This window comes from Parablastomonas sp. CN1-191 (assembly GCF_049354825.1).
Taxonomy (GTDB): Bacteria; Pseudomonadota; Alphaproteobacteria; order Sphingomonadales; family Sphingomonadaceae; genus Novosphingobium.
In genome coordinates, this window is sequence record NZ_CP186480.1 from 36,914 (window position 1) to 57,390 (window position 20,477).

A 20,477-nucleotide genomic window follows, 5' to 3' on the forward strand; every position below is an offset into this window, starting at 1 on the left:
GCGCCCACCCCTGTAGCTCTCGGCTCTGTGCGAACCCGCCCGGTTGCGCGTTCCCATCGCGCCGGCTTTCGGCTAGGTGAGGCGCGATGCCGGTTTCCGCCGCCCAGTCCGCCCGTTCGATCCTCAACGACCTGCATGAGGTCATGGCTTCGCGCGCCAACGCGCAGTCCAAGCTCAATCGCGTGGTCGACGTGATCGGCAGCAACCTCGATAGCGAGGTCTGTTCGATCTACCTGCTGCGCGAAGGCATGCTAGAGCTCTTCGCCACGCGCGGCCTCGACCAGGACGCGGTGCACGTCACCCGGATGGACATCGGCGAAGGGCTGGTCGGCACGATCGCCCTCAATGCCGAGACGCTGAATCTGGCGGAGGCCGCCGCCCACCCGGATTTCTCGTACCGGCCCGAAACGGGCGAAGACCGCTTTCACTCCTTTGCCGGCGTACCGATCGTGCGGCGCGAGCGCGCGGTCGGCGTCCTCGCGGTCCAGCACGCCGAGCCGCGCCGCTACGAGGAAGTCGAGATCGAGGCGCTCCAGACCGTCGCGATGGTGCTGTCCGAACTGATCGCCAACGCCGGCCTGGTCGACGAGGACGAAGCCGCCCGGCTGGGCCCGGCGCTGACCGGGCCCGAACGGCTGACCGGCCTGGCCCTGGTCAAGGGGCTGGGCAGCGGCATCGCGGTCTTCCACCAGCCGCGCGTCACTATCGAGCACGTCGTCGCCGAAGATACCGAGGCCGAGCGCCAGCGCGTCTACCTCGCCTTCGACCGCATGCGCGACCAGATCGAGCGGATGGCGCAGCAGGCCGAATTCGGCGTCGGCGGCGAGCACGAGGAGGTCCTCGAGACCTACAAGATGTTCGCTTACGACGAAGGCTGGGGGCGCCGCATCAACGAAGCGATCGACAGCGGGCTGACCGCCGAGGCTGCGATCGAGCGCGTCCAGCAGCGCACCCGGATGCGGATGCGCCAGATCGACGACCCGCTGCTGGCCGATCGCATGCACGACCTGGAAGATCTGGCGAACCGTCTGCTGCGGATCGTCTCGGGCCAGCTCGGCACAGCCGCCACCGTCGGCCTAAAGCAAGACGCGATCCTGATCGCGCGCAACCTCGGCCCGGCAGAATTGCTCGAATATGACAAGCGGCGCCTCAAGGGCGTGATCCTGGAGGAAGGTTCGCTGACCGCGCACGTCGTCATCGTGGCGCGGGCAATGGGTATTCCGGTGCTGGGCCGGGTTCGCGGCCTGCGCGGCAAGCTGCGCGAAGGCGACGCGCTGTTGCTTGACGGCGACAGCGGCATGGCCACGGTGCGGCCGAGCCCGCCGATGGTCGAGGCTTTCGAAGCCCGCTTCGCCAAGTCGCGCGAACGCCAGGCCGCTTACACCGCGCTACGCGACGTCGAACCGTTCACGCGCGACGGCACGCGCATCACCGTGATGATGAATGCCGGCCTTCGCGACGACATTCCCAACCTGGCGCTGACCGGCGCCGATGGCATCGGGCTGTTCCGCACCGAGTTCCAGTTCCTAGTCTCCGCCACGCTGCCCGCGCGAGAGCGCCAGACGCGCCTCTACCGCGACGTCCTCGACGCCGCCGGTGACCGGCCGGTGGTGTTTCGCACCGTCGACATCGGCGGTGACAAGGTGCTTCCCTACTTGCGTCACAATTCGGGCGAGCTGGAAGAAAATCCCGCGATGGGCTGGCGCGCGATCCGCGTCGCGCTTGAACGCGAAGGGCTGCTGAAGGCGCAGGCGCGCTCGCTGCTCGAGGCGGCGGGCGGGCGTACGCTCAACGTGATGTTCCCGATGATCTCGGAGCCGTGGGAGTTCGAGGCCGCGCGTGACGTCTTCGAAAGCCAGGTCGCGTTCCTGCGGGCACGGCGCAAGCCGCTGCCGCAGGCGATCCGCTACGGCGCGATGCTGGAGGTACCGGCGCTGGCCGAATGCCTCGACGTGCTGGCGCCGCGGTTGTCGTTCCTGTCTGTGGGCACGAACGATCTTACCCAGTTCCTGTTCGCGGCAGACCGGTCCAACCCCAAGCTGGCGGAGCGGTACGACTGGCTCAGCCCGGCGATCCTGCGCTTCCTGGCGCGCGTGCTGCACTCGGTCGCCGGGCACCGCGTCGACGTGACCGTTTGCGGGGAGATGGGCGGCCGCCGGCTCGAGGCGCTGGCCTTGATCGGGCTCGGCATCCGGCGCTTGTCGATCACGCCGGCGGCAGTCGGCCCGATCAAGGAACTGGTGCGCAAGATCGACATCGACGAGATCACCGCGGCGATGCAGGGCTGGCTGTCCTCGCCCCCCGCGAACATGCGCGCCGCTATTACCGAGTGGGCGAACGCGCGCGACATCGACATCGATTAGGTTGCCTTTGCCCCGCATCTCATCGTGCGCCGCGCACGGCACGTCCTCCGCTTTCGGTGCCGATCGGCCTCGGCGTTGACTTTGCCGGCCGAGAGGCGAGTATCGGCGCGTCACGCGAGACGGGTCGGGGATTTATGGACGAAGAGCTGAGCGAACTTCCGCTCGACGGAGTCGGCGCGCAACTGGTTCGCGCGCGCAAGAAGGCAAAGCTCAGCCGCGCCGAAGTGGCCGAGCGAACCAAGATCCCCGAACGGCACCTCGAAGCGATCGAGGACGGGCGCTTCGGTGCCTTGCCGGCTCGCACTTATGCGGTCGGCTTTTCGCGCAGCTATGCGCGCGCGGTCGGGGCCGACGAGGCCGCGATCGTAGAGCAGGTGCGCCGCGAACTCGCGTTCGGCGATCCGGATGCCCAGCGCCGTGCACCGTCCGGCTTCGAACCCGGCGATCCGTCGCGCGTCTCCAGCGCCAAGTTCGCCTGGCTGTCCGGACTGGCGGCACTCATCGTCGTGGTGATCGGCCTGCTGTGGTACAACCGCGCGGTCGTCCCGGCGGGTTCGTTGCCCTCGATCCTGCCGGCGGAAACCGCTGCGCCGGCGCAGCCGCTGCCCGCCAGTGCCGCGCCAGCGGCGCCCGCCGCGGCGGCGACAACGCCGGTGGTGTTTACCGCCGACGGTCCGGCCTGGGTCCGCTTCACCGATGCCAAGGGCACCAAACTGCTGGAAAAGGAACTGACGATCGGCGAGACGTTCACCGTGCCCGAAGGCGCGGGCGAGGTGTTCCTGCGCACGGCCCACCCCGAGGCGCTGTCGATCACCGTCGGCGGGCAGCCGGTGCCGCGCATCGCCGATGTACAGAAAACCGTCAGCCAGGTCCCGGTGACCGGACCGGCACTGCTGGCGCGCACGGCGCCAGGCGCGCCGGGTGCCGCGTCCGCAGCGCCGACCGCGCCCGCCGCCGCACCTTCGGCGAGCAACCCGGCCACCCCGCTGCCGCCCCCGAACTGACCGCGCTGGGGACTGCCCGGCGCACCGTCTCGACGTTCAGCACCGGTTAGGCCATGCCCGGCAACGACAGGCAAAACGAACGTTTCAGGGAATACGACGCATGACCAGGATGACTTCGCTCGCCCGGCCGCTGGCCTTCGCGCTGGTACTGGCGCTGCCGTCCGCGCCGCTGCTGGCGCAGAGCCGCGACAGCGCCGCCGAAGCCCGCATCAAGAAGCTGGAGGCCGAGGTCCAGGCCTTGCAACGCAAGGTGTTCCCGGGCGGCGATGGCAAGTATTTCCCGCCGCAGGTCCAGCCCGCGACCACGGTCGCCGATCCGGCCGGAACCCCCGCGACCACGCCGATGACGGACCTTCTGGCGCGGATGCAGTCGGTGGAATCGCAGCTCCAGCGCCTGACCGCGCAGACCGAGGAGAACGCCAACAAGCTGGCGCAGCTCCAGGCCAAGGTCGACGCGGCGGGCAACGTGCCCGCACCGACAGTGGCCAGTGCGGTCGCGGCATCGTCCACGGCCGAGAACATGGCGGCGATGACCGGGACACGCCCTGCAGCGGTGGGCGCCGCCGCGTCACCTGCGGCGCCGCCGTCGCGCGTCGCCGCGGTGGAAGCGATCGAGAAGCCCAAGACCGCCGATGCCGGCGACGACGAATACAGCTATGGCTTCCGCCTTTACGACGCCAAGTTCTATCCCGAGGCGCAGCAGCAGCTGAAGCTGTTTCTGCAGAAGTACCCCAAGCACGCCCGCGCCAGCTATGCCCGCAATCTGCTGGGGCGCGCCTACCTGGATGCCGGCAACCCGCGCGAGGCGGCCAGCTGGTTCCTGCAGAACTACCAGGCCGACAAGGCCGGCGCGCGTGCGCCGGACAGCTTGCTCAGCCTCGCGGGTGCAATGCGCACGCTGAAGGACAACTCGCGCGCCTGCATCGCGCTGGGCCAGTTCGCCGAGGATTACCCGGGCGAGGCGGCGGGCCGGCTCAAGAGCCAGTACGATGCCACCCGCAACGGACTGAAGTGCAATTGACGCCGGGCTGCCCGGTCCCGACCTGACGGCGCGCTTCGCTGCCGACCTGGAGGGGCTTCGCCCGCCGCCGGGCAAGCTGGGATTGGCGGTATCCGGCGGACCCGACAGCCTCGCGATGCTGCTGCTGGCGGGGAGCGACCCGGACAGGTTCGAGGCCGCGACCGTCGATCACGCGCTGCGCCCCGAAAGCGCATCCGAAGCGGCGGCCGTCGCGGCGATCGCGGCGAAGTTCGGCGTCGAGCACAAGGCCCTCGGTGTCACGGTTCCCCCCGGCAATCTCCAGGCCGAAGCGCGCTTCGCGCGCTATGCCGCGCTGGCGGCCTGGGCGGGCGAGCGCGGCCTCACCGCCATCCTGACCGCGCATCATGCCGACGACCAGGCCGAGACGCTGGTCATGCGGCTCAACCGTGCCAGCGGGGTGTCCGGGCTGGCGGGCGTCCGCGGGCGCGGCCGCACGCCCGATGGCAGGGCGCTGCTGCTGCGCCCGCTGCTGCACTGGCGCAAGACGGAGCTGGCTGCGGTCGTCGTCGGCGCCGGGCTGATCGCGGCCGACGATCCCTCCAACCGCGCCGAACGGTTCGACCGCGCGCGCATCCGCGCCGCGCTGGCCAGCGCCGACTGGCTCGACGTACCCGCGCTCGCCGCCAGCGCTGCCCACCTTGCCGACGCCGACGCAGCGCTCGACTGGGCGGCGGGGCGCGAGTTTGCCGAGTACGTGCGGACCGACGCGACCGGGCTGACCTACCGGCCCCGGGCTCCGCGCGCGGTGGCGCTGCGCGTCATCGCGCGCATCGTTGCCGAACTGGGCGAGGATACCCCGCGCGGCAGCGCCCTGGCGGCGCTGTTCGACGCGCTGCTGGCAGGACGGCCGGCCAGTGTCGGCGGGTTGGTGGCGCGGCCGCTGGCGGAGGGATGGTCGTTCGCGCGCGCGCCGGCGCGGCGGCGCAGCTAGACGGTGTGTTCAGGCCTGGACCGGCTCGAATTCGGCGAACAGGTCGGCGTACTTCTCGACCATCGCGTCGATCGCGAAGTTCCTGACCCGCTCCAGCCCGCCATCGCGCAGGGACTTGCGCCGGGCCGGGTCGGCGATCAGCGAGGATATCGCATTCGCCAGCGCATCGACGTCGTCGACGGGGACCATCTCGCCGCTGACGCCCGGCTCCATCACGTCGCGGGCGCCGAACTTGCAGTCGGTCATCAGCAGGGGCGTGCCGCTGGCCAGCGCTTCGGCAGCGGCGGTCGGAAAGCCCTCCCACCGGCTCGGCAGGACCATCAAGTCGGCCTTGGCCATCCACGCATAAGGGTTGGCGACGAAGCCGATGAAGCGGACATACTCGCCGATGCCAAGCTGTGCGGCAAGGCGGTGGAGCTCGTTAAGCTTGCTGCCCTTGCCCAGGATCACCAGCGCGTGCGTACGCCAGACACCGCTTTTGGCGTAGGCGCGCAGCAACACTTCGTGGGCCTTCTGATATTCCAGTCGGCCGGCGCAGATGATGAAAGGGCGCTTCGGCGCGGCGGGAACGCCTTCGTCGCGCATCGCGGCGATCCGCTCGATATCGATCGGATTGTTGATCATCCGCATCTTCGCCGCCTCGAGCCCGAGATCCTCGACCAGGCCGCTGGCCATGTCGGTGGAGTTGGCGAGCACCGCGTCGGCGGCGCGGTACGCGCGCGAGGTCAGTCCGAGCGATGCCTTGCGGATGAAGGCCGACGGCGCTTCCTCGCCCACCACCGCAAGGACGTTGTTGCCTTCGCGCGCGATCCACTTGGGCCGCTTCTTGCCCAGGCCCTTCAGCGCCAGCCAGACCAGCAGGTTGGTACCCTTGAGAAAGCTCATCACGACGTCGGCCTCGCTCTCGCGGATCATCCGGCGAAAGGCGAGCGGGGCTCGGGCGGCGGCACCGACGATGTTGCCTGTCGTGTACTGGGCCTTGTTGGTCCCGTCGAAATTGAAATGCTTGTCGCCGTCGGGCGCGACGATCAGGCGGCTCTTGTCCTCGACCAGGTCGATATAGGGGCCGGCGGCGCGCAGCAGCCCCATGCGCACGTCGAAGCGCTCGGGATCGAGGCGGTTGAGGAGGTGAACCGCAACGCGTTCCGCGCCGCCCCCATGCAACGAGGTGAGCAGGAGCAGGACGCGGATCGGGCGGACGGAATGCGCCGCGAGGTGAGTGGTGCCGTGCATTCGGGTTACCTACAATCGCGACCAGCGGCCCTTGCCATCAGCGGCGCCGGCTGGCAACCGCCCTGTTCGCGTGATGGGGACCGCCACCTTGCCTGCCTATGAACTCTTTGTCGGCGCAGGAGATTTCTGGAAACGCGCGCAGGTCGACGTCGCCGCTGCGAAGCGCCGGGTCCTGATCCAGGCCATGACGTTCGAGGCCGACGCGGCCGGCAGGTCGGTCGCCGGTGCGGTCGAGGCTGCCGCCGCGGCCGACCGGCGCATCCTGGTCGACGACTATTCGCGCAACGTCATCAACGACACGATGCTGCCGCTGCCGTTCCGGCCCGAGGCCGTAAAGCGCGAGGCGGCCGACACGCTGGCGATGTTCACGCACCTGGCGCGCGACACGCCGGTGGGGGTGCGGATCACCAACCCGGTGCTGGGCCACCCGCTGCGCTATCCGCTGCGCAACCACAAGAAACTGCTGGTGATGGACGACGCCGCCTGGATCGGCGGGATCAATTTTTCCGACCACAATTTTGCCTGGCACGACCTGATGCTGCGGATCGAGGATGCCGCCGTCGCGGACTGGCTGGCGCAGGATTTCGGGCGTGACTGGGACGGCAGGCCCCACGCCGCCAGCCAGCGCTTCGGCGACATGGAACTGATCAGCTTCGATGGCGACCGGGACCGCAACGCCCGGTTCTTCGCGCCGCTGCTCGACCGCGTGCGTTGTGCGAAGCGCTCGGTCGAGATGATCAGCGCCTATCCCACGATGCCTTTCGTCGCCGCCTTGGCCGCGGCCGCCCGCGGGGGCGCGGAGGCGACGATCTACAGCCCGGCCGGCAGCAACAAACCCGTGGTGCGGGATTATCTTGCCGCGGTCGCGGAACCGGCTGGCGTGCGCCTGCGGCTGATGCCGGGGATGACGCACGCCAAGGCCCTGCTGATCGACGGCGAGACGCTGCTGCTGGGATCGAGCAATTTCAATTTCGCCAGCTACCGCACCAGCAGCGACTATGTCGCGGTGATCGAGAACGCCGGCCTGACCGGCGATTTCGTCGCTCGCCTGCTCGAACCGGCGCGGCGCGAAGCACGCCCCGCCAGCGATCTGCGCATCCCGGCCTGGCGCAAGCTGCGCGGGCGGATCGCGCTGGAGGCGGCCGACGCCGCCCTCGCGCGGGTCCGCCACGGTCCCGTGCGGGCGATACCCTGGCCGGTCTAGCCGTCCCTTAGCCGTGGGCGCCGAACACGCCGGCAATGGCGGTACCGACGCGGAGCGATAGCGCATAGGCGCGCTCGATCGGGTCGATGTAATCGACATGGATGGAGCCGTAACCGCTGGCGCCATCGTCCGGATAGTCGGTAGGTTCCGCCACCGCGAAATCGCCGATCTGGGGGAAATGGACCGGGAAAGCGCGGCGCAGCTGTGCCAGCGCATCATCGATCCGCAGCGTCAGCACCATCTCGATCACGTCGTCGCGGCTGATGTCGTTGGCGCGGCTGAAGGCCGGAACCGAAACCGCGCGCAGCATCATGTGCTGGAACAGCGCCAGTCGGACCGCCTGCAGCACGCCCAGCCGCCGCCGCGTCGCCTCGCGATCGGCGAGCGGCGCTTCGTCGGGAATGAGGCCGAGCAGGCGGTGCAGCTTCAGCGCGTCGACCCGCAAACGCGAGGCCAGGCGGCGGAAAACGCCGGTGCGATCGTCGGTGGTCAGGTATTCGGCCAGCGCCAGGCAGGCCGGGGCGATCGCGCCCTCGTCGCCGCGGTAGGGCCGGCTCGCCCAATAGGCGGAATTGAACAGCTCGCCATAAGCGGCGACGGTCTTGATGCTGGCCAGCGCATTGGCGGCGCGCACCAGCCGCACCAACTGGCGGCCGCGCGCGCTGTCCTGCAGCAGCGCGGCCAGTTCCTCGTAATTACCCTCCGCCGCGGTGCCGAATCCGGCGATGACGTTGACCGGGTAGCCAAGCTGCTGAAGCACCGCGTTGTGCGGAATGGCGCGGATCTGGCGCAAGCTCATCGTGCGGTCGGCCGCCAGGTCGGACTGGCGCCGGCTCTTGCGGCTGCCGGTATCGTTGAGCAGCCCGAGCCCGAAGGCGGTGACCGCGCGGGGGTAGGTCTTGCTGGCAAGGAAGCCCTGCTGGACGCCCTTGACCGCGCGGTAGAAGTCGAGGCTGAGGTCGGTGCGGCGATAGAACGGGTCGGCCGGCGCGTCGACATCGGCGGCGGCCGGCGGGTCGGCAACGAAGCGCTCCAGCGTCGCGCGGGCCAGCTCGGGCGTACCGAAGAACAGGTAGCCGTCGCCGCCCTGGAAGCTGACCTCGGGCTCGAGCGCGATGCCGGCGCGGGCGAAGCGGCGCCGCGCCCAGGGACTGAGCGGCCAGGCCAGGCGGTCCGCGAACGAGCCGGGATGCGCGCCGCGGCCCATGCTCTCGCCGTGGGTGTTGAAAATCAGCGCCGACAGGCCCGACAGGCCGTTGGTCGCCATCGCGTCGGCCAAGCGCCCCTGCAGCCGTTCTATCGCCAGCGCTGCCGGTATCTGGCCGACGAAGCGGCCGGCGTCGGAAAACCCGGTCTGGATCGAGACCCGGCCCCGGCCGCGCGCATAGCTACGATAAGCCTCCTCGCCCAGCAGCGCGTCGAGGAAGCGGCCGCCATGCTCGAGCGCAGTCTCGGTCTCGAACAGCGGCGAGACGTCGACCTTGTCCTCGATCCCGAACAGCCGCGCGAAATAGAGCGCGGCCAGCACGGTGGTCGGCTGCTCGCACTCGGCCACCAGCATACGGATCGGCGCATCGGCGTCGACGTGGGCAAGGATGCGCGCCATTGCGAGGAACTGGCGGATCGCGGTCGAACTCTCGATCGCCAGCGCCGCGAAGTTGGAGCGCAGCGGCCGCGCCTTTGCCAGCAGTTCGCGCATCCGCATCAGCGCCGCCTGGCTGGCCAGGTCGAGCCTTCCGTCGGGGTCGATGCGGCGGCGGATCGCGTTCTGCAGCTGGCTGGCGTTGACGCGGAAATGGACCCATCCCATTCCCAGGCCGTCTGCCCGCATCGCCGCGATCAGGACCAGCAGGCGCGCTGCATCCTCGTCGGCTGCGCCCGCCGCGATGCGCTCCAGCGCGGCGATGATCGGTGCCAGGCTTACGAGCTTGTCGGGATCGGCGGCCGTTAGCGCGTTGGCGGTGTCCGAAAGAGCCTGGGGCGCGGAGAGGTCGGCGCCAAAGGCCTCGGCATGATGGCGCGCGCGCGCGGCCGCGCGGCGCAGCGTGGCGGCGATGTCGTCGGCGAGGCCGTCGGCCTGCTTGGCATAGCCTTCGAGCCGCTCGGCCTTTTCCGACAAGCGGTACCGCAGCGAGGTCGCCCACGAGATGTCGGTGCGCCCGTCCATGTCGTAACCGACCCAGGTGGCGAACCGAAACGGCAGCGGCGCAAGTGCGCGCCAGTCATCCGGCCAGACCTGGCGCGCGGCCTGAAGCAGACTTGCATTGAGGGCGTCACGGGCGGCTTGCGCGCGCGCGATGGCTGCCATCGCGGCGGCATGCTCGATGTCGAGCGTGATTGCCTCGCGCGCGTGCGGCGCGGTGCAGGCCGTGGCGGCATCGATCGCGCCTGCCGAGGCTGCCGCGGCGACGGCGGCCGACTGCCGCGCCGTCAGCAGGAACGTCGGGTGCGCGGTGAACACTACGTGTGCCAGCGGGCGGCGCCACCTGGCGGCGAAGGCGGCGAAATCGCCGGCCGCCGCGATGGTTGGACCGGCGCCCGGATCGGCAAGACGGCGCAGCCGCTCGGCGCGCGCCATCAGGCCGTCGCATTCAAGCTCGGCGACCAGCGACTCGACCTCGTCGAGGCTGGCCTCGCCGCTCTCGAGGCGGCGCGAAAGTTCCAGCCCGAGCTGGAATACGGGGTTGAACAGCGGGGTCTCGAGCGTGCGCTGGTGAAGCTGGGACAGCCGCGCGTCGAGATCGCCGATGCGCATCAGGGGTTCAGCGCCGCGGCGGCGCGAGCCGCGTCCTCGATCGCGGCGACGTCGGGGGCGCCCTTGGGCACAATCCACGATCCGCCCACGCACAGTACCGCCTCCAGCGCCAGCCACTTCGGCGCGCTGGCCTGGGTGATCCCCCCGGTCGGGCAGAAGCGCACAGCGCCGAACGGCGCGGCAACGGCGGACAGCGCAGGGATGCCGCCATTGGCTTCGGCGGGAAAGAACTTGAAGCGGTCCAGCCCCATGTCGAGCCCGCGCATCAGATCCGCCGGGGTGGCGATGCCCGGCAGGAACGGCACACCGCTGGCGATCGCCGCCTTGCCCAGCGGCTCGGTAAGACCGGGCGAAACGATGAATTCGCTGCCCGCCGCCAGGGCGTCGTCCAGCATCGCCGGGCTAAGCACGGTGCCCGCGCCGACGATCGCGCCGGGCACGGTCTTCATCGCCCGGATCACGTCGAGAGCGGCGGCGGTGCGCAGCGTGACTTCCAGTACCGGCAGGCCACCGGCGACCAGCGCCCGCGCGATGGGCACGGCGTGGGCGGCATCCTCGATCACCAGCACCGGGATCACCGGCGCGGTGCGCATCACGTCGTCGATCGTCGCGGTCATCGTCGTTCTCCTAAAGGCCGGCCTGGGCCAGCATCGCGCTGGCGCCCTGCTCGGCGCCGCAGGCATGGGTGCGCAGGATCGCGAACAGCTCGCGACCAAGGCCCATGTCGGCGGCCGGGGCGGGGGCGGGCTCGCGATTCTCGATATCGGCCAGCACGGCGATCTCGCCGCGGTTGGCGCAGAGCCGCACCACGTCGCCATCGCGCAGCTTTGCCAGCGGCCCGCCGCCAAGCGCCTCGGGCGTGACGTGGATCGCGGCCGGGACCTTGCCCGATGCGCCGCTCATCCGGCCGTCGGTGACCAGCGCGACCCGGAAACCCTTGTCCTGCAGCACGCCCAGCGGGGGGGTCAGCTTGTGCAGTTCGGGCATGCCGTTGGCGCGCGGCCCCTGGAAGCGCACCACGACGACGACGTCGCGGTCCAGTTCGCCGGCCTGGAACGCGGCCTGGACGGCTTCCTGCGTATCGAACACGGCGCAGGGCGCCTCGATCGTCCAGCGCCCTTCGTCGACCGCGCTGGTCTTGAACGTACCGCGGCCGAGATTTCCGCTGACCAGCCGCATGCCGCCGTCGGCCAGGAACGGTTCCGAAACCGGTGCCAGGATCGCCCTGTCGGCGCTTTCCACCACGGCGCGGTAGGAAAGCGCGCCGTCGGCAAGCGTCGGCTCGGTCGCCTGCGCGGCCATGCCGCCTTCGTTCACGGTCAGGATATCGCCGTGGATCAGCCCTGCGTTGAGAAGCTCGCGGACGACAAAGCCGATCCCCCCGGCGGCGTGGAAGTGGTTCACGTCGCCCGCGCCGTTGGGATAGACCCGCGCGATCAGCGGCACCGCAGCCGAAAGCTCGTCGAGATCCTGCCAGTCGATGACGATGCCGGCGGCGCGCGCCATCGCCGGCAGGTGGATTGCGTGGTTGGTCGAACCGCCGGTCGCCAGGAGGCCGACCGCGGCGTTGACCACCGCCTTCTCGTCGACGACGCGGCCCATCGGCCGATAGTCGTCGCCGTCCTGTCCGATCGCCGCCAGGCGGTGGACCGCCGCACGCGTCAGGGCGCTGCGCAGCGGCGTGTTCGGCGGCACGAACGAGGCCCCCGGCAAGTGCAGCCCCATCAGTTCGAGCATCATCTGGTTGGAATTGGCCGTGCCATAGAACGTGCAGGTGCCCGCCGCGTGATAGCTGGCGCTTTCGCTTTCGAGAAGGTCGGCGCGGGTCGCCTTGCCTTCGGCGTAAAGTTGGCGGACCTTCTGCTTCTCGCGGTTGCCCAGCCCGGTCGGCATCGGGCCGGACGGAACAAAGATCGCCGGTAGCCAGCCGAAGCGCAGCGCGCCCATGACCAGGCCGGGGACGATCTTGTCGCAGATGCCCAGCAGCGCCATGCCGTCGAACATCGCGTGGCTCATCGCGACCGCGGTCGACAGCGCGATCACGTCGCGGCTGAACAGCGACAGCTCCATGCCGTCGTGCCCCTGGGTCACGCCGTCGCACATCGCCGGCACGCCGCCGGCGACTTGCGCGGTGGCACCAACCTCGCGCGCGTAAAGTTTCATCGCATCGGGATAGCGGCCATAGGGCTGGTGCGCCGACAGCATGTCGTTGAAGGCGGTGACGATCGCCAGGTTGGGGCCGCGCCCCGCCGCCAGCGCCGGCTTGTCGCCCTCCGAAGCCGCAAAGCCATGCGCAAGGTTCGAACAGCCAAGGTGGTGGCGCCCGCCCGAAAACCGGTCGCCCTCGCGGTCCATCAGGTCCAGGTAGCGGCGCCGCGTCGGGGCCGAACGCTCAGCGATGCGGGCGGTCACGCGCGCGATCGCCGGGTGCAGGTCAGTCATGCCAGGTCACCCCTGCGCGTTCGGCCAGTGCCACCGCCGAGGATGGGCCCCAGGTGCCGGCCGCGTAAGTCTTCGGCTTCATGTGGTTGTCTGCCCAGCAGCTGCGGATGGCATCGATCCAGCCCCACTGCGCCTCGACCTCGTCGCGGCGCACGAACAATGTCTGGTCGCCTTCCAGCAGGTCGAGCAGCAGGCGTTCGTAAGCGATGCGGCGGGTCGGGCCGGAGAACGCCTCGGGCGTCTCGATGTCGAGCGCGACCGCGCGCAGGCGCACGCCGTTACGGTCGAGCCCGGGCACCTTGGCCATCAGCGACAGCTGGATATTCTCTTCGGGCTGGATGCCGATGATCAGCTGGTTCTGCTGCAGGCGGGCGTTGGCCTTGGGAAAGATCGAGTGCGGCACCTGGCGGAAGGTCACCACGATCTCGGTCCGGCGTTCGGCCAGTCGCTTGCCGGTGCGCAAGTAGAACGGCACGCCCTGCCAGCGCCAGTTATCGACGTGGGCGCGGATGGCCACGAACGTCTCGACGTCGGAATCCTTGCCCAGCTCCTCGTCGTATCCGGGTACGCCTTCGCCCGCGATCGCGCCCTTGCGGTACTGCCCCGTCACCACGTCGTCGCATTCGATGCGGCGCAGCGCGCGCAGGACCTTGACCTTCTCGTCGCGGATCGCGGTCGCCTCGTAGGACAGTGGCGGTTCCATCGCTGTCAGCGCGACCAGCTGCAGCAGGTGGTTCTGCACCATGTCGCGCAGCGCGCCGGACCCTTCGTAGTAGCCGGCCCGGTTCTCCAGCCCGACGGTTTCGGCGATGGTGATCTGGATGTTGTCGATGTGAGCGGCGTTCCACAGCGGCTCGAACATCAGGTTGGCAAAGCGCAGCGCCAGCAGGTTCTGGACCGTTTCCTTGCCCAGGTAGTGATCGATGCGGAAAATCCGGTCCTCCGAGAAGGCCTTGGCGACAGCGTCGTTGATCTCGCGGCTGGTCGCCAGATCGCTGCCGAGTGGCTTTTCCAGCCCGATGCGGACCTTGCCGTCGACCAGCCTGGCCGCGGTCAGCCCCGCGATCGTCGGCTCGAACAGGCTCGGCGCGGTCGACAGGAAGATGGCGAGGCCCGCACCGACCGGTCCGACCTTCTCGGCCAGCAAGGTGAAGTGGCTCGTGTCGTTGGCGTCGAGCGCCTGGTACGACAGGCGCGGCAGCAGCGCGTCGATGCCGGGCTTGCGCTCCTCAGGCAGGTGCTTTTCCAGCGCTTCGCGCGCGAAGGCGCGGTAGCCGTCATCGTCGAGTTCGCTCCGGGCGGTGCCGATGATGCGCAAGTCGGGCGACAGTAGCCCGTCCATGTTGAGCGCGCAGAGCGACGGCAGCAGCATCCGCTGCGCCAGGTCACCGGTGGCCCCGAAGAGCAGCAACTTGTCCGCGGTGAAGCTCAAGGTCGTTTACTCCTGCTGCAGCGCGGCAGGGACTAGCAGCGGCCCGCGCGGGGCGCCAGTATGCGGCATGAGCGAAATCTTTACCGCGACCAAGCATACGAATGCGCCTGCCCGCCCCGACGTGGTCATCGTCGGCGGGGGGCACAACGGGCTGGTCTGCGCCTTCTACCTTGCCCGCGCCGGGCTGACGGTGCGGATATGCGAAGCGCGCGGCGTCATCGGCGGGGCCGCGGTGACCGAGGAGTTCGCACCCGGTTTCCGCAATTCGGCGGCCAGCTACACCGTCAGCCTGCTGCAGCCCCGGGTGATAGCCGACATGGGCCTGCCCGCGCGCGGTTACCGCGTGATAGAGCGACCGGTTTCGAACTTCCTGCCGCTGGACGGCGACAGCCTGACGCTGGGCGGCGGCATGGCGCGAACGCAGGCGGAATTCGCGCGGTTTTCGGCCCGCGATGGCGAAGCTTACCCCGCCTATGACGCGGCGCTGGAGAAGGTGGCCGATGTGCTGCGCGGGCTGGCGCTCAAGATTCCGCCGGGACCGGGCGGCGGCGCGGCGGGATTCGGGCGGGCGCTGGCGCAAGGCTGGCCGCTGGCGAAGCTGCCGCGCGACGTACAGCGTGATGCGCTGGAACTGTTCACTCGCTCGGCGCGCGAATTCCTCGATGGCTGGTTCGAGAACGAGCATATCAAGGCCGCGTTCGCGTTCGACAGCGTGGTGGGAAACTGGGGCGGACCGTCGACGCCGGGCTCGGCCTACGTGCTGCTCCACCACGTTTTCGGCGAAGTGAACGGCCGCAAGGGCGCCTGGGGCCACGTCATCGGCGGGATGGGCGCGATCACGCAAATGATGGCACAGGCCTGCGTCGAGGCTGGGGTGGCTATCACCCTCGACGCTCCGGTCGCCGAAGTCCTGGTCGACGGCGGCCGCGCGGCGGGCGTCCGCCTGGCAAGCGGGGAGGCGATCCCCGCAGGCACCGTCGTCGCCAACGTCGGACCGGCCTTGCTGTTCGCCAAGCTGGTGCCCGCTGACGCGCTCGATGCCGATTTTCGCAAGCGGATGGCGGGGTTCAAGACCGGCTCGGGCAGCTTCCGGATGAACGTGGCGCTTAGCGAGCTGCCCAGTTTCACGGTGAAGCCGGGCCGCGCCGCGGCCGAACATCACCATGCCGGCATCGTTATCGCGCCGACGATGGACTACATGGACACGGCCTTCGCCGATGCGCAGGCGCAGGGCTGGTCGAAAGCGCCGGTGGTCGAGATGCTGATCCCCAGCCTGGTCGATGACAGCCTGGCGCCCGAAGGCGCGCACGTCGCCAGCCTGTTCTGCCAGCACTTCGCGCCGACCCTGCCGCCGAATGCCGACGGCAGCCCGCGATCCTGGGACGACGAGCGCGAGGCCGCTGCCGACGCGATCGTCGCCACCGTCGATGCTCACGCGCCCGGTTTCGCGCAGTCCATCGTCGCCCGGCAAATCCACTCACCGCTCGATCTCGAGCGCAAGTTCGGCCTCGTCGGCGGCGACATCTTCCACGGCCGGATGAGCCTGGACCAGTTATGGTCGGCGCGGCCGGTCCTGGGCCACGGCGATCACCGCATGCCGCTGAAGGGGCTATACCTGTGCGGAGCCGGCGCTCATCCCGGCGGCGGCGTGACCGGGGCGCCGGGCCATAACGCGGCGCGAGCGGTCCTTGCCGACCGGCGATGGTGGAACCGCCGCCGCTAGTCGGCGCCGGGCAAGGCGGCCTTCGCGAAGCCCTGCCAGCAATCGTCGTAATCGTCCTGCAGCAGCGGTGTAGCCAAGGCCCATGCGGTGGGCCGGATGATGTGACGGCTTTCGAACATGAAGGCCATCGTGTCCTCGATCCTGGCCGGCTTCAGGTCGGCGGCGGTGGCCTTGGCATGGCTGTCGACGTCGGGACCGTGGCCGTTGAAGCGGTTGTGCAGGCTGGCCCCGCCGGGGGCGAAACCGCCCCCTTCCTTGGCATCGTAGACGCCGCGCACCAGTCCCATGAACTCGCTCATCACGTTGCGGTGGAACCACGGCGGGCGGAACGTGTCCTCCGCCACCATCCAGCGCGGCGGGAAGATCACGAAGTCGCAGTTGGCAGTGCCGGGCGTGTCGCTGGGGCTGGTCAGTACCGTGAAGATCGACGGGTCCGGATGGTCGAAGCTGATGCTGCCGATCGTGTTGAAGCGCGCCAGGTCATAGCGGTACGGGGCCGAGTTGCCGTGCCATGCGACGACGTCGAACGGCGAATGGGTCAGCGTCGTGGTCCACAGTTGGCCATCGAACTTCTGTACCAGCTCGTATTCGCCGTCGACATCCTCGAACCAGGCCACGGGCGTTTCGAAATCGCGCGGGTTGGCCAAGCCGTTGCTGCCGATCGGGCCCAGGTCCGGCAGGCGAAACGGCGCGGCGAGGTTTTCGCAGACATAGCCGCGCGCGGTTCCGTCCGGCAGTTCGATGCGAAAGCGCAGGCCTGCGGGGATCAGCGCGACATGGCCGGGCGGCACGTCCATCAGGCCCAGCTCGGTAACGATGCGCAGCGCCCCCTGCTGGGGCACGATCAGCACTTCGCCGTCGCTGAATTGCACCGCGCGCCGGTTCATCGACGCCGTCGCGGCGTAGAAGTGGATCAGCACCCCTTCGTTGCCGGCACACGGCACGAGTCCGTCTATCCAGTCGGTCGGCGCGTCCGGCAGGGCCAGCGGACTCCAGCGCAAGCGATTGGGGCTGGCCGGGGTCAGCGGCGCGGGGACCGGGCGCAGGGGACGGAAGGCGGCGTGGCTTGTGGCGGGGCGCAACCGGTAAAGCCACGAACGCCGGTTGTGATCGCGCGGGGCGGTGAACGCCGTGGTCGAAAACTGCTCGGCATAAAGACCGAAAGAGGGTTTCTGCGGACTGTTGCGGCCGACCGGCAGCGCGCCGGGCACCGCCTCGCTGGCGAAATGATTGCCGAACCCGGTCTGGTAGTCCATCGCGCGCCTGCCGAATGTGGTTTCAGTTGAAACCAGTTTAGTCGGGCAAGCGGCAGATGTCCACCCAGCGCGCCGCGGTCAGCGCCGCCAGCCGCAGCGGCGCCGCCTCGACCGAACTCGTGCGCGAACCGGCGGCGGGAAAGACGGTTTCGAACGCCAGCAGCGAACGATCAGCCAGCACCGGCACGGGGCTCGCCAGCGCGAACGGGCAGACGCCGCCGACCGCGTGCCCGGTCACCGCCAGCGTCTCCTCGGCATCGAGCATCCGCGGGCGCCCACCAAGTTCGGCCTTGCACTTGCCGTTATCGAGCCGCGCATCGCCGCGCGCGATCACCACCATGACCGTCTCGCCGACGCGGAAAGCCAGCGTCTTGGCGATCCGACCCGGCTCCACCCCCAGTTCGACGGCGGCTTCGGCAACCGTGGCGGTGCTCGATCCCTGGTCAATGACGCGAAGGTCCGGCGCGTGTGCCGCCAGCCAGGCCGCCACGCGCGGTCTGGTCATGCGCCGTCCTCTCCGCGCCGTTCCACTTTCCAGGCCTGATCGAGATAGCGGTTGGCCGCGTCGCGAAGCGCCGGTTCCTTTTCGAATGCCTCGGCCGGAGGGACCGGGCTGCCCAGCGCATCGAGCAGCGTCCACAGCGCGAATTTGCGCGACGGTTCGCGTTCGACTCCGAAGCCGATCCGCAGCCGTTCCAGCCCGGCGGCGAACTCGGCCTCGGTCAGCGCGGTCGGATCGTCGGTTTCGAAGAAATGGCGGATGACGTCATCGAGGTCCATGTCAGAACAGCGTGCCCACGGCCCACACGATCGCGCCGCCCAGCACGGCCGCGGCCAGGTAGCCGGGCCAGCGGCGTGCCCCGCTGCGGCGTTCCCATACCAGCGGCACGTCGGGAAGCGGCGGCTGCTCCGGCGCGCCGCCGCGCGGGGGGAAACGGTCCTCGATCCGGCGTACCAGTTCGGGGATGCGCAGCAGCGTCTGGACGTCCTCGCGCACCTTGTCGGCGACGAAAGCCTCGGGCCCCAGTTCGTCGCGCATCCAGTCCTTCACGAACGGGCCGGATACGTCCCACATGTTGATGTCGGGATCGAGGCTGGTGGCCAGCCCCTCGACCATGACCATCGTCTTTTGCAGCAGCAGCAGGTGCGGCTGCGTCGCCATGTCGAAATCGCGGGTGATCGCGAACAGCCCGTCCAGCATCTGGCCGACCGACTGGTCTTTCACCGGCTTGCCCCGCATCGGTTCGCCCACGGCCCGCAGCGCGGTCGCGAACTCGTCGACCGAGTGATAGCTGGGCACGTACTGCGCCTCGAAATGAATCTCGGCGACGCGGCGATAATTGCCCGTGATCAGGCCGTAGAGGATCTCCGCCAGCCAGAACCGGGCGCGCCGGTCGATCCGCCCCATGATGCCGAAATCGATCGCCGCGATTCCGCCGTCGGGCTCAACGAACAGGTTGCCCTGGTGCATGTCGGCATGGAAATAGCCGTCGCTGATCGCCTGGGTCAGGAACGCCAGTACCAGGCGTCGCGCCAGCTGGGGCAGGTCGTGACCGGCGGCGACCAGCGCCTCGCGGTCGGAAATCTTGATGCCGTCGACCCAGTCGATCGTCATCACGCTGCCGTTGGTCCGGTCCCAGTCGATGCCCGGCACGCGGTAGCCGGCGTGGCCCTTCATCGCCTCGGTCAGTTCCGACGCGCTGGCCGCCTCGCGGCGCAAGTCCAGTTCGCGCAGGGTCCAGCGCTTGAAGTTGGCGACCGTCAGGCGCGGGCGCAGCCGCAGCGCTTCGCCGCCCATCGCCTCCAGGTGCGCGGCGGCCCATTCGTAAGTCTGGATGTCGCGCGCGAACTTTTCGCGGATGCCGGGGCGCAGGACCTTGACCGCCACCGTGCGGCCATCGGTGGTGACCGCCTTGTGGACCTGCGCGATCGAGGCGGCGCCCACCGGCACCGGGTCGACGTGGCTGTAAAGCGCGGACAGCGGCCGCGCGAAACTGGCCTCGATCTCCTGGCAGATCGGCTTGAACGGGACGGGCGGCAGGCTGTCCTGCAGGCTCAGCAGGTTGCGGGCGGCCTCCTCGCCCACCAGGTCGGGACGGGTCGCCAGGGTCTGACCCAGCTTGATCGCGGCCGGGCCGATGTCCTGGAATGCGCCCGCGTAATCGGGCGTTCGCGGCTGGATCGTGCCCAGCCGTGCCAGCCGCGTCAGTCGCTTGACCGGCGCGGGCGTGTTGGCATCGCGCTCGATCCCGCGCAGCGCGCCGTGCTTCGCCAGGGTTCGCCCCCACGACAGCAGGCGCAGGATGTGCGTCAGCGGCTGTGCCATGCGGCCTAGATTTTCCAGCCGGAGTGGATGGCGACCAGCCCGCCCAGGATCGGCTCGACCTTCGTCTGCGCGAACCCGGCGTCGGCGATCATCCGCTGGAACGCGGGCATGGCGGGAAAGCGGCGGATCGATTCGATCAGGTAGCGATAGGAATCGCCGTCACCCGCGATCGCCTGGCCGATGCGGGGCACCAGCTTGTGCGAATAGAGATCGTAGGCCTCCTTGAAGCCCGGCCACTCGGTGGTGGAGAATTCCAGGCAGAAGAACCGCCCGCCGCGCCGCAGCACGCGGTGCGCTTCGCATAGCGCCTTGGGGATGTCGGTTACGTTCCGGATGCCGAACGCGATCGTGTAGGCGTCGAAGCTGCGGTCCTCGAAGGCCAGCTCCTCGGCGTTCTGGCGGCTCCACACCAGGCCCCCGTCCGTTTCGGCGATGCCGCGGTCCAGCGCACGCTCGATCCCCACGTCGAGCATGTCCTGGTTGATGTCGGACACGGTCACCCGCGCACCTGCGGCCGCCAGGCGAAAGGCGATGTCGCCGGTGCCGCCCGCCATGTCGAGGATCTCCTCGCCCGGCCGGGGCTTCACGCGGCGCACGAAGCGGTCCTTCCACAGCCGGTGCATGCCCCCCGACATCGCGTCGTTCATGACGTCGTACCGCGCCGCCACGGACGAGAACACCGCGCCGACGCGGCGGGTCTTCTCCTCGGGTGCGACGTCCTCGTAGCCGAACGAAACCTGGTCGTGATCCATCCGCGTGCCCTAGA

General features: G+C 69.5%; 16 protein-coding genes. 6 read left to right on the forward strand and 10 right to left on the reverse strand.

The genetic code is table 11. The annotated features are described in order from the left end of the window. Nucleotides 1–86: 86 nt before the first annotated feature. The 4 genes from ptsP (at nt 87) to tilS (ending at nt 5,340) form a co-directional block, all read left to right on the forward strand. On the forward strand, nt 87–2,363 hold the full coding sequence (ptsP, locus tag ACOYW6_RS00205; RefSeq protein ID WP_423141827.1) for a phosphoenolpyruvate--protein phosphotransferase: 2,277 nt from the start codon (nt 87–89) through the stop codon (nt 2,361–2,363). 134 nt (nt 2,364–2,497) lie between these two features. Then, nucleotides 2,498–3,367 carry a helix-turn-helix domain-containing protein gene (locus ACOYW6_RS00210; protein WP_423141828.1) on the forward strand — a complete coding sequence of 290 codons (870 nt, stop codon included), beginning with the start codon at nt 2,498–2,500 and terminating at the stop codon, nt 3,365–3,367. A gap of 100 nt (nt 3,368–3,467) precedes the next feature. Continuing rightward, nucleotides 3,468–4,388: a hypothetical protein gene (locus ACOYW6_RS00215; protein WP_423141829.1), complete on the forward strand. Its 921-nt coding sequence runs from the start codon at nt 3,468–3,470 to the stop codon at nt 4,386–4,388. 82 nt (nt 4,389–4,470) lie between these two features. Beyond that, nucleotides 4,471–5,340: a tRNA lysidine(34) synthetase TilS gene (gene tilS, locus ACOYW6_RS00220; RefSeq protein WP_423141830.1), complete on the forward strand. Its 870-nt coding sequence runs from the start codon at nt 4,471–4,473 to the stop codon at nt 5,338–5,340. Nucleotides 5,341–5,349: 9 nt separating this feature from the next. On the opposite strand, the gene ACOYW6_RS00225 is transcribed toward tilS, so the two are convergent. Beyond that, nucleotides 5,350–6,573 carry a glycosyltransferase gene (locus ACOYW6_RS00225; protein ID WP_423141831.1) on the reverse strand — a complete coding sequence of 408 codons (1,224 nt, stop codon included), beginning with the start codon at nt 6,571–6,573 and terminating at the stop codon, nt 5,350–5,352. Nucleotides 6,574–6,646: 73 nt separating this feature from the next. Between ACOYW6_RS00225 and ACOYW6_RS00230 the strand changes: the two genes are divergently transcribed. Further along, entirely contained in the window at nt 6,647–7,777 is a 1,131-nt protein-coding gene (locus ACOYW6_RS00230) for a phospholipase D-like domain-containing protein (RefSeq protein WP_423141832.1), read from the forward strand. A gap of 7 nt (nt 7,778–7,784) precedes the next feature. On the opposite strand, the gene ACOYW6_RS00235 is transcribed toward ACOYW6_RS00230, so the two are convergent. Genes ACOYW6_RS00235 through zwf form a run of 4 tightly spaced genes read right to left on the reverse strand, consistent with a single transcriptional unit; the run spans nt 7,785 to nt 14,346 of the window. After that, entirely contained in the window at nt 7,785–10,532 is a 2,748-nt protein-coding gene (locus tag ACOYW6_RS00235; protein WP_423141833.1) for a phosphoenolpyruvate carboxylase, read from the reverse strand. After that, nucleotides 10,532–11,149 (reverse strand): bifunctional 4-hydroxy-2-oxoglutarate aldolase/2-dehydro-3-deoxy-phosphogluconate aldolase, encoded by a 618-nt coding sequence (gene eda / locus ACOYW6_RS00240; RefSeq protein WP_423141834.1) that lies wholly within the window; start codon nt 11,147–11,149, stop codon nt 10,532–10,534. Before eda ends, ACOYW6_RS00235 begins: the two co-directional genes overlap by 1 nt. Nucleotides 11,150–11,159: 10 nt before the next feature. Continuing rightward, on the reverse strand, nt 11,160–12,974 hold the full coding sequence (edd, locus tag ACOYW6_RS00245) for a phosphogluconate dehydratase (protein WP_423141835.1): 1,815 nt from the start codon (nt 12,972–12,974) through the stop codon (nt 11,160–11,162). Then, nucleotides 12,967–14,346 (reverse strand): glucose-6-phosphate dehydrogenase, encoded by a 1,380-nt coding sequence (gene zwf / locus ACOYW6_RS00250; RefSeq protein ID WP_423143135.1) that lies wholly within the window; start codon nt 14,344–14,346, stop codon nt 12,967–12,969. The genes edd and zwf overlap by 8 nt, the downstream gene beginning before the upstream one ends. 127 nt (nt 14,347–14,473) lie before the next feature. Between zwf and ACOYW6_RS00255 the strand changes: the two genes are divergently transcribed. Continuing rightward, nucleotides 14,474–16,129 (forward strand): phytoene desaturase family protein, encoded by a 1,656-nt coding sequence (locus ACOYW6_RS00255; protein WP_423141836.1) that lies wholly within the window; start codon nt 14,474–14,476, stop codon nt 16,127–16,129. Here the strand turns inward: ACOYW6_RS00255 and hmgA are convergent. The 5 genes from hmgA to ACOYW6_RS00280 are packed head-to-tail and all read right to left on the reverse strand — an operon-like array spanning nt 16,126 to nt 20,463. Continuing rightward, on the reverse strand, nt 16,126–17,385 hold the full coding sequence (gene hmgA, locus ACOYW6_RS00260; protein WP_423141837.1) for a homogentisate 1,2-dioxygenase: 1,260 nt from the start codon (nt 17,383–17,385) through the stop codon (nt 16,126–16,128). The genes ACOYW6_RS00255 and hmgA overlap by 4 nt on opposite strands. A 37-nt stretch (nt 17,386–17,422) precedes the next feature. Next, the gene (locus ACOYW6_RS00265; RefSeq protein ID WP_423141838.1) at nt 17,423–17,890 is read right to left on the reverse strand and encodes a YbaK/EbsC family protein; all 468 of its coding nucleotides are present in this window, start codon (nt 17,888–17,890) and stop codon (nt 17,423–17,425) included. Further along, nucleotides 17,887–18,165, reverse strand: a complete 279-nt coding sequence (locus ACOYW6_RS00270) for a hypothetical protein (protein WP_423141839.1) — start codon at nt 18,163–18,165, stop codon at nt 17,887–17,889. The genes ACOYW6_RS00265 and ACOYW6_RS00270 overlap by 4 nt, the downstream gene beginning before the upstream one ends. 1 nt (nt 18,166) lies before the next feature. Then, the gene (gene ubiB, locus ACOYW6_RS00275) at nt 18,167–19,711 is read right to left on the reverse strand and encodes a 2-polyprenylphenol 6-hydroxylase (protein WP_423141840.1); all 1,545 of its coding nucleotides are present in this window, start codon (nt 19,709–19,711) and stop codon (nt 18,167–18,169) included. Between the two features lie 5 nt (nt 19,712–19,716). After that, a complete protein-coding gene (locus tag ACOYW6_RS00280; protein WP_423141841.1) occupies nt 19,717–20,463 on the reverse strand; it encodes a class I SAM-dependent methyltransferase in 747 nt (248 codons plus the stop codon). Nucleotides 20,464–20,477 lie beyond the last annotated feature (14 nt).

What these genes read in the sequence shown, in the direction of transcription:
- ptsP (WP_423141827.1), top strand. Translation starts at nt 87, where the DNA reads ATGCCGGTTTCCGCCGCCCAGTCCGCCCGTTCGATCCTCAACGACCTG.
- ACOYW6_RS00210 (WP_423141828.1), top strand. Translation starts at nt 2,498, where the DNA reads ATGGACGAAGAGCTGAGCGAACTTCCGCTCGACGGAGTCGGCGCGCAA.
- ACOYW6_RS00215 (WP_423141829.1), top strand. Translation starts at nt 3,468, where the DNA reads ATGACCAGGATGACTTCGCTCGCCCGGCCGCTGGCCTTCGCGCTGGTA.
- ACOYW6_RS00225 (WP_423141831.1), bottom strand. Translation starts at nt 6,573, where the DNA reads ATGCACGGCACCACTCACCTCGCGGCGCATTCCGTCCGCCCGATCCGC.
- ACOYW6_RS00230 (WP_423141832.1), top strand. Translation starts at nt 6,647, where the DNA reads ATGGGGACCGCCACCTTGCCTGCCTATGAACTCTTTGTCGGCGCAGGA.
- ACOYW6_RS00235 (WP_423141833.1), bottom strand. Translation starts at nt 10,532, where the DNA reads ATGCGCATCGGCGATCTCGACGCGCGGCTGTCCCAGCTTCACCAGCGC.
- eda (WP_423141834.1), bottom strand. Translation starts at nt 11,149, where the DNA reads ATGACCGCGACGATCGACGACGTGATGCGCACCGCGCCGGTGATCCCG.
- edd (WP_423141835.1), bottom strand. Translation starts at nt 12,974, where the DNA reads ATGACTGACCTGCACCCGGCGATCGCGCGCGTGACCGCCCGCATCGCT.
- zwf (WP_423143135.1), bottom strand. Translation starts at nt 14,346, where the DNA reads ATGCTGCTGCCGTCGCTCTGCGCGCTCAACATGGACGGGCTACTGTCG.
- ACOYW6_RS00255 (WP_423141836.1), top strand. Translation starts at nt 14,474, where the DNA reads ATGAGCGAAATCTTTACCGCGACCAAGCATACGAATGCGCCTGCCCGC.
- hmgA (WP_423141837.1), bottom strand. Translation starts at nt 17,385, where the DNA reads ATGGACTACCAGACCGGGTTCGGCAATCATTTCGCCAGCGAGGCGGTG.
- ACOYW6_RS00265 (WP_423141838.1), bottom strand. Translation starts at nt 17,890, where the DNA reads ATGACCAGACCGCGCGTGGCGGCCTGGCTGGCGGCACACGCGCCGGAC.
- ACOYW6_RS00270 (WP_423141839.1), bottom strand. Translation starts at nt 18,165, where the DNA reads ATGGACCTCGATGACGTCATCCGCCATTTCTTCGAAACCGACGATCCG.
- ubiB (WP_423141840.1), bottom strand. Translation starts at nt 19,711, where the DNA reads ATGGCACAGCCGCTGACGCACATCCTGCGCCTGCTGTCGTGGGGGCGA.
- ACOYW6_RS00280 (WP_423141841.1), bottom strand. Translation starts at nt 20,463, where the DNA reads ATGGATCACGACCAGGTTTCGTTCGGCTACGAGGACGTCGCACCCGAG.